Raw genomic sequence first — 6887 nt, forward strand, 5'->3', positions numbered from 1 at the left:
GAACCATGTGCGGCATCGCCGGAGAGCTTCGTTTCGATCAACAACCCGCAGCCATCAGCGTGGTGGAGCGTATTACCCACCGCCTCGAACAGCGCGGACCCGATGCCTGGGGCTTCCACAGCCAGGGACCGGTCGCCCTGGGCCATCGCCGGCTGAAGATCATGGATCTGGCGGAAGCTTCGGGCCAACCCATGATCGAGCCGGAACTGGGTCTGTCCATGGTGTTCAACGGCGCCATCTACAACTATCCGGAACTGCGTACCGAGCTGGAAGCCAAGGGTTATAGCTTTTATTCCGGGGGTGACACCGAGATCCTGCTCAAGGCCTATCACGCCTGGGGCAAGGACATGCTGCCCAAGCTCAATGGCATGTTCGCCTTCGCCATCTGGGAGCGTGACAGTGGCCGGCTGTTCATCGCCCGGGATCGCCTGGGGATCAAGCCGCTGTATCTCTCGTTCACCGACAGGCGCCTGAGATTCGCTTCCAGCCTGCCCGCCCTGCTGGAAGCCGGTGACATCGACACCCGCATCGATCCGGTCGCGCTCAACCACTACCTGAATTTCCATGCCGTGGTGCCAGCACCGCGTACCATCCTGCAGGGCGTGCAGAAGCTGCCGCCGGCGACCTGGATGACCGTGGATGCGTCCGGCCAGCAGCACCAGGAGACCTGGTGGAACCTGGACTACGGCCCCCGTGAAGACGAGCGCCGCTATACCCTGGACGACTGGGCCGAGCGGGTCCTGCATGGTCTCAAGGACGCCGTGGCGATTCGCCAGCGTGCGGCGCGCGAGGTTGGGGTACTGCTTTCCGGCGGGGTGGATTCCAGTCTGCTGGTGGGCCTGCTGCACGATTCGGGAGTCAAGGACCTGCTGACCTTCTCCATCGGCTTCGAGGATGCCGGTGGCGAGCGCGGCGACGAATTCCAGTATTCCGATCTGATCGCCAACCACTACGGCACTCGCCACCATCAACTGCGCATCGCCGAAGACGAGATCATCCAGCAGCTGCCGCGTGCCTTCTCCGCCATGAGCGAGCCGATGGTCAGTCACGACTGCATCGCCTTCTACCTGCTCTCGCGTGAGGTCTCCAAGCACTGCAAGGTGGTGCAGAGCGGTCAGGGTGCGGACGAACTCTTCGCCGGCTACCACTGGTATCCCCAGGTACATGGCGCCGCCGATCCCTTCGCCGCCTACCGCGCCGCCTTCTTCGATCGCGACTACGCCCAGTACGCCGCCACCGTGCAGGCGGGTGTACGCCTGGAGGAAGACGCCGCCGAAGCCTTCGTCCGTCAGCACTTCGCCAAGCCGGGCGCCAGCGCCGGGGTCGACAAGGCCCTGCGCCTGGACAGCACCGTGATGCTGGTGGATGACCCGGTCAAGCGGGTCGACAACATGACCATGGCGTGGGGCCTGGAAGCCCGGGTGCCCTTCCTCGACTATCGCCTGGCCGAACTCTCGGCGCGCATTCCCGCCGAATTCAAATTGGGCGATGGCGGCAAGCAGGTACTCAAGGCCGCCGCGCGCAAGGTCATTCCTCAAGAGGTGATCGACCGACCCAAGGGCTATTTCCCGGTGCCGGGCCTCAAGCACCTGGAAGGCAACACCCTGACCTGGGTACGCGAGTTGCTGCTGGATCCCAGCCAGGATCGCGGCCTGTTCGACACCGCCGAGATCGATCGCCTGCTGACCAATCCGGCCGATCGCATCACGCCTCTGCGCGGTTCCAAGCTCTGGCAACTCGCCGCGCTCAACCTCTGGATGAGCGAACACGGACTGTGAGGGTGCAAGACGCATGAAAGCGACCAGCTACAACCAGCGCCTCCAGCGTGCCCAGGCGCCCTCCTACGAACGGCTGCAGGCGCGCCTTGCGGAAGGCGACCATCCGACCTCCCAGCCGCTCTGCCTCCATTGCGGCTGGGGACGGCTGCTCATCGGTCACACCTATCCTGACCCCGCCAGTCTGGCCAAGGAATTGCTCACCGAAACGCCCGGCGAGCGCGACATCGCCCTCTACGTGGCCGCTCCGCATCAGGTGCTGGCCCAGGCGCCACAACAGCTGTTTCTCGACCCCAGCGATACCCTGCGGGTCTGGTTCAGCGACTATCGCCCGGCACGCCGGATCTATCGCGGCTTTCGTATCCGCCGCGCCTGCTCCGCGCAGGACTGGAGCGAGATCAATCGGCTCTATCAGCAGCGCCATATGCTGCCCGTGGACACCGAGCGGCTGACGCCGCGGCACAAGGGTGGTCCGGTCTACTGGCTGGCGGAAGACGACGACAGCGGCGCCATCATCGGCTCGGTGATGGGCCTCAATCACGTCAAGGCCTTCAGGGATCCCGATGGCGGCTCCTCGCTGTGGTGCCTGGCGGTCTCGCCCGAGTGCAGCCGGCCCGGTGTCGGCGAGGCGCTGGTTCGCCACCTGATCGAGCACTATGCCAGCCGCGGCCTGGCCTATCTGGACCTGTCGGTGCTGCATGACAACCTGCAGGCCAAGCGACTCTACGACAAGCTGGGTTTCCGCCCGCTGCAGACCTTCGCCATCAAGTGCAAGAACGGCATCAACCAGACGCTGTTCCTCGGCCCCGGCCCTGCCGCCGAGCTGAATCCCTATGCACGGATCATCGTCGACGAAGCCTTGCGGCGTGGCATCGAGGTGCAGGTGGACGATGCCGAAGGGGGTCTTTTCACCCTTATCCAGGGCAACCGCCGCATCCGCTGCCGCGAATCCCTCACCGATCTCACCTCCGCCGTGACCATGACCCTCTGCGCCGACAAGGTGCTGACCAGTCGCACCCTGGCCCGTGCCGGGCTGAAGGTCCCCGAGCAGCAACTGGCGGGCAGCGACGAAGACAACACCGCCTTTCTGGAGAAGCATGGCGCCCTGGTGGTCAAGCCGGTCAATGGCGAACAGGGCAAGGGCGTGGCCGTGGACATCCGCGACGCCGAGCACCTTGCCACCGCCATCCAGGCGGCGCGGCGCCATGACGATCGTGTGCTGCTGGAAAGCTTTCACCAGGGCCTCGATCTGCGGGTGGTGGTCATTGGTCACGAGGTGGTGGCCGCGGCCATTCGCCGGCCGGCGGAAATCGTCGGCGATGGCCAGCACAGCGTCCGGGACCTGATCGAAGCCCAGAGCCGCCGCCGTCAGGCCGCTACCGGCGGCGAGTCGCGCATCCCGATGGACGAGGAAACCGAACGCGCCATCCGCGGCGCCGGTCACGACTGGGACAGTGTGCTGCCCGCCGGCACTCATCTGGCCGTGCGCAAGACCGCCAACCTGCACACCGGCGGCATCCTGGAGGACGTCACCGACAGTCTGCATCCGGTGCTCGCCGACGCGGCCATCCAGGCAGCGCGCGCTCTGGACATCCCCGTCACCGGCATGGACCTGCTGGTCCCAGCCGCCGATTCGCCCGACTACGTCATCATCGAAGCCAACGAGCGACCGGGCCTGGCCAACCACGAGCCGCGGCCCACCGCCGAACGCTTCATCGACCTGCTGTTCCCGCTGTCCCGGGAGGTTCCGCTATGAATCGCTTGCCCGAGCCCGATCTGGATTACCTGCGCAAGGTCCTGCTGGACATGCTGGCGATCCCCAGCCCCACGGGCTTCACCGACACCATCGTCATGTACGTCGCCGAACGGCTCAACGAACTGGACATCCCCTTCGAGCTGACCCGCCGCGGCACCATTCGCGCCACCATCAAGGGCCACAAGGAGAGTCCGGATCGCGCCGTCTCCGCGCATCTGGACACCATTGGCGCCATCGTCCGCGAGATCAAGGACAACGGCCGGCTGGGCCTGGCGGCCGTGGGCCACTGGTCGAGCCGCTTCGCCGAAGGCAGCCGCGTCAGCCTGTTCACCGATGACGGTACCCTGAGAGGCAGCGTGCTGCCGCTGCTGGCCTCCGGCCACGCCTTCAACACCGAAATCGACAAGATGCCGGTGACCTGGGACCACATCGAATTGCGTCTGGACGCCGTGACCAAGAGTCGCCACGAGACCGAGCAGCTGGGCGTGCAGGTCGGCGACTTCGTCGCCTTCGATCCGTTGCCGGAGTTCACCGACAGCGGCTACATCAGTTCGCGCCATCTGGACGACAAGGCTGGCGTCGCCGCCCTGCTCACCGCCTTGAAGATGCTCAAGGAAACCGGCCAGACCCCACCGATCGACTGCCACCCGCTGTTCACCATCACCGAGGAGGTGGGCTCGGGCGCCGCCGGTGCCCTGCCCTGGGACGTCAGCGAATTCGTCGGCATCGACATCGCCCCCGTGGCGCCCGGACAGCGCTCCGACGAGCACCGCGTCAGCGTGGCCATGCAGGACTCCGCCGGTCCCTACGACTATCACCTGTCACGGCACCTGCTGCGCCTGGCGCAGCGCAACGACATCCCGGTGCGCCGCGACCTGTTCCGCTACTACTACAGCGACGCCCACTCGGCGATCAGTTCCGGCCAGGACGTGCGGGTCGCCCTGCTGGCCTTCGGCTGCGACGCCACCCATGGCTACGAGCGCACCCATATCGTCAGCCTGGCGGCGCTCAGCCAGCTGCTGACCGGGTACATGCTCAGCCCGCCGGTGTTCGACAGCGATGCGCAACCGGCCGACAGTTCGCTGGATCGCTTCGGTCACCAGTTGCTGCCGGAAGACACCCAGATGGACAACCAGACGCACCTGCCGCCGCTGGAGGAGGTCGTCGGCGACGGCAGCAAATAGCGTTCGAACCAAGCGCCTGGGGTATCCTGGGCGCCTTTTTTCAGGCACCTCTCGATGATCATCCCCCACGACCAGCTCGCTGCCGCCACCCTCGACAATCTGCTGGAAGACTTCGTCACCCGCGACGGCACCGACAACGGCGACGAAACACCCCTGGCGACCCGTACCCAGCGCGCTCGCCGCGCCCTGGAAACCGGCGAGGCCGTCATTCTCTTCGATCCGGACAGCGCGCTGTGCCAGCTGGTACTGCGCCGCGATGTGCCGCCCGAACTGCTAAACGACTAGCGCGTCTCGCGCCTGTCAGGCACTGCCGCGCGGCGCCAGCAGGATCACCAGCGCCCCGGCCACGCACAGCAGACCGCCCGCCAGATCCGTCCAGGTCGGCCGGGTGCGCTCGACCAGCGCCAGCCAGCCCAGCGAGGCCACCACATAGATGCCGCCATAGGCCGCATAGGCGCGCCCGGCGTAGGCCGACTCGATACGGGTCAGCAACAGGGCGAAGAGCACGAGGCTGGCAAGCCCGGGCGCTATCCACCAGGGACTGCGATCCAGCCGTAGCCAGAGCCAGAAGGCATAGCAGCCGGCGATCTCGAATAGCGCCGCCAAGAAGAACCAGAGATAGTTCAGCATGGCGCCGCGCCGTCTTCCTGGCGATAGGGCAAGGCCTCGGCGGCCCGCTGCGCATAGGCCTGGACGCCGTCGCGCTCCTGGTCGAGAAACTCCGCCACGGCCGCTCTCAGGCCTGGATGCACCAGATAGTGCCAGGAACGGGTCAGGGTCGGTTCAAAGCCGCGAATCAGCTTGTGTTCGCCCTGGGCGCCGGCATCGAAGCGTTGCAGCCCTTCGGCGATGGCGTATTCGATGCCCTGGTAGAAACAGGTCTCGAAATGCAGCTGGTCGAATTCCTGCAGGCAGCCCCAGTAACGGCCATAGAGGGTGTCACCGTCCTTGAGATAGAAGGCCATGGCCACCGGCCGACTGCCCTGGCGGACCAGCACCACCCGAATCGCCTCGGGCAGCCGTTCGGCCAGCAGACTGAAGAAGGCGCGGGTCAGATAGGGATCCTGGCCACGCACCTCGTAGGTGTTGGCGTAGCAGGCATGGACGAAGTCCCACTCCGCCTCGCTCAGCTCATCGCCCTTACGCCACTCGAAACTCACCCCCAGGCCGGCGACCTGGTCACGTTCCTTGCGCAATTGCTTGCGCTTGCGCGAGGTCAGGGCGGCGAGGAAGTCGCCATAGTCGCGATAGCCGCGGTTATGCCAGTGGAACTGGCAGCCAAGCCGCGCCAGCCAGCCGTCGCGATCCTGGAGCAGGGCATCGGCCTTGGGATCGGTGAAGTTCACATGCAGGCTGGAGAGCTCCAGCTCGGCCAGGCTGCTCGTGGTGGCGTCGAGCAGGGTCGCGCAGGCAGCCGGATCGCCCAGCAGGCGCGCGCCCTGCACCGGTGAAAAGGGCACGGCGGCCAGCAGCTTGGGATAGTAGTCGATCCCGGCACGGCGGCAGGCATCGGCCCAGGCCCAGTCGAAGACGTATTCCCCATAGGAGTGCATCTTCAGATAGGCCGGCATCGCGGCTCGCAGGTGCCCCTGGTCATCCTTGAGGATCTGGTGCGCCGGCTGCCAGCCGGTCCCCTGCCCCAGGCTGCCACTGTCTTCCAGGGTGGCAAGGAATTCATGCCGCAGGAAGGGCTGGTCGTCCGCCAGCAGCGCGTTCCACGCGGCAGCAGGCACCTGGGCCAGGCTGTAGAGATACTCGACGATCATCCCACTCCCCTTGCTTGCATTCGGCCTACAGGTCTAACACAGATGAGTACCCGGACGGGCACCTGTGAAAGACTCTGACGGCGGGCTTTCGTGCGGACGAAAAAAAACCGCCGTGAGGCGGTTTCTTTCGAGTGTGGCGTCCCCTAGGGGACTCGAACCCCTGTTACCGCCGTGAAAGGGCGGTGTCCTAGGCCACTAGACGAAGGGGACGTTACCCTGGTGTGACCCTCGCGGATCACGAATTTGGTGGAGCTAGACGGGATCGAACCGTCGACCTCTTGCATGCCATGCAAGCGCTCTCCCAGCTGAGCTATAGCCCCAAGTACAGCATCTTGCCACGCCTGGGCTGCGTGACCGATATGGCGTCCCCTAGGGGACTCGAACCCCTGTTACCGCCGTGAAAGGG

General features: G+C 65.7%; 6 protein-coding genes and 2 tRNA genes. 4 read left to right on the forward strand and 4 right to left on the reverse strand.

What is annotated here, in order from left to right; genetic code table 11:
- The first annotated feature begins 5 nt into the window (after positions 1–5).
- The 4 genes from PVZ72_RS20940 to PVZ72_RS20955 are packed head-to-tail and all read left to right on the forward strand — an operon-like array spanning position 6 to position 5000.
- Positions 6–1778: an N-acetylglutaminylglutamine amidotransferase gene (locus PVZ72_RS20940; RefSeq protein ID WP_273862921.1), complete on the forward strand. Its 1773-nt coding sequence runs from the start codon at positions 6–8 to the stop codon at positions 1776–1778.
- 13 nt (positions 1779–1791) lie between these two features.
- Positions 1792–3531, forward strand: a complete 1740-nt coding sequence (gene ngg, locus PVZ72_RS20945) for an N-acetylglutaminylglutamine synthetase (protein WP_273862922.1) — start codon at positions 1792–1794, stop codon at positions 3529–3531.
- Positions 3528–4715 carry an osmoprotectant NAGGN system M42 family peptidase gene (locus PVZ72_RS20950; RefSeq protein WP_017640298.1) on the forward strand — a complete coding sequence of 396 codons (1188 nt, stop codon included), beginning with the start codon at positions 3528–3530 and terminating at the stop codon, positions 4713–4715. The genes ngg and PVZ72_RS20950 overlap by 4 nt, the downstream gene beginning before the upstream one ends.
- Before the next feature lie 54 nt (positions 4716–4769).
- The gene (locus PVZ72_RS20955; RefSeq protein WP_158896618.1) at positions 4770–5000 is read left to right on the forward strand and encodes a YheU family protein; all 231 of its coding nucleotides are present in this window, start codon (positions 4770–4772) and stop codon (positions 4998–5000) included.
- A gap of 15 nt (positions 5001–5015) precedes the next feature.
- Here the strand turns inward: PVZ72_RS20955 and PVZ72_RS20960 are convergent, their stop codons facing one another.
- The 4 genes from PVZ72_RS20960 to PVZ72_RS20975 form a co-directional block, all read right to left on the reverse strand.
- Entirely contained in the window at positions 5016–5345 is a 330-nt protein-coding gene (locus PVZ72_RS20960; protein ID WP_187978966.1) for a YnfA family protein, read from the reverse strand.
- Positions 5339–6481 (reverse strand): GNAT family N-acetyltransferase, encoded by a 1143-nt coding sequence (locus PVZ72_RS20965; protein WP_273862923.1) that lies wholly within the window; start codon positions 6479–6481, stop codon positions 5339–5341. The genes PVZ72_RS20960 and PVZ72_RS20965 overlap by 7 nt, the downstream gene beginning before the upstream one ends.
- 134 nt (positions 6482–6615) lie before the next feature.
- Positions 6616–6691, reverse strand: a tRNA-Glu gene (locus PVZ72_RS20970).
- Between the two features lie 34 nt (positions 6692–6725).
- Positions 6726–6801: transfer RNA gene (locus tag PVZ72_RS20975), tRNA-Ala, on the reverse strand.
- Positions 6802–6887 lie beyond the last annotated feature (86 nt).

Source organism: Pseudomonas sp. LA5, assembly GCF_028640825.1.
In the GTDB taxonomy this organism is placed as follows: domain Bacteria; phylum Pseudomonadota; class Gammaproteobacteria; order Pseudomonadales; family Pseudomonadaceae; genus Chryseomonas; species Chryseomonas aestiva.

Excerpts from the sequence above, each read along its gene's own strand:
- PVZ72_RS20940 (WP_273862921.1), top strand. The coding sequence starts at position 6 with ATGTGCGGCATCGCCGGAGAGCTTCGTTTCGATCAACAACCCGCAGCC.
- PVZ72_RS20965 (WP_273862923.1), bottom strand. The coding sequence starts at position 6,481 with ATGATCGTCGAGTATCTCTACAGCCTGGCCCAGGTGCCTGCTGCCGCG.
- PVZ72_RS20960 (WP_187978966.1), bottom strand. The coding sequence starts at position 5,345 with ATGCTGAACTATCTCTGGTTCTTCTTGGCGGCGCTATTCGAGATCGCC.
- ngg (WP_273862922.1), top strand. The coding sequence starts at position 1,792 with ATGAAAGCGACCAGCTACAACCAGCGCCTCCAGCGTGCCCAGGCGCCC.
- PVZ72_RS20955 (WP_158896618.1), top strand. The coding sequence starts at position 4,770 with ATGATCATCCCCCACGACCAGCTCGCTGCCGCCACCCTCGACAATCTG.
- PVZ72_RS20950 (WP_017640298.1), top strand. The coding sequence starts at position 3,528 with ATGAATCGCTTGCCCGAGCCCGATCTGGATTACCTGCGCAAGGTCCTG.